Genomic DNA, 502 nt, shown 5'->3' on the forward strand with positions numbered 1-502 from the left:
TTCCCACGATCGCCATGCCAAAGACAAGTAAAATTTCAAGCGGATTACTCATCCAGATTATTCCTTTTGAATCAAGCGGGTCGCCCTCATTTACGCTTTCTATTAGCATAAGTTTGTTGTTAAAGAAAAAGGCAAATGGCAAGATCGCCGTTCTTAGATCATAAAAGAATCCTTGAACACCAACAGTTATAGGATTTGCTTTAGCAATACCAGCTGCTGCATAAGCTGCGATACCAACTGGTTGCGTGTCATCAGCTAAAATTCCAAAGTAAAAGACAAAAAGATGCACAGCAATGGCTGGGATTAAAAAGCCATTTTTGTGCGCTAAAAATAAAATAACAGGTGCCACAAGACTTGAAACTACAATGTAGTTTGCCGTCGTTGGCAGACCCATTCCTAGTATTAGCGACATCATCGCAGTAAGAAGCAATATCATAACTATATTATCACTAGCAATTAGCTCAACTATATCTGAAAGTACTTGGCCAAGGCAATTTAGAGA

General features: G+C 39.0%; 1 protein-coding gene. It reads right to left on the reverse strand.

Features of this window, described 5'->3' with window-relative positions; translation table 11 throughout:
- A partial coding sequence (locus tag CYP26_RS02375; protein ID WP_141090077.1) for a TRAP transporter large permease subunit occupies nucleotides 1-502 on the reverse strand: 502 nt, incomplete at both ends.

Source organism: Campylobacter concisus (genome assembly GCF_002913225.1).
In the GTDB taxonomy this organism is placed as follows: domain Bacteria; phylum Campylobacterota; class Campylobacteria; order Campylobacterales; family Campylobacteraceae; genus Campylobacter_A; species Campylobacter_A concisus_J.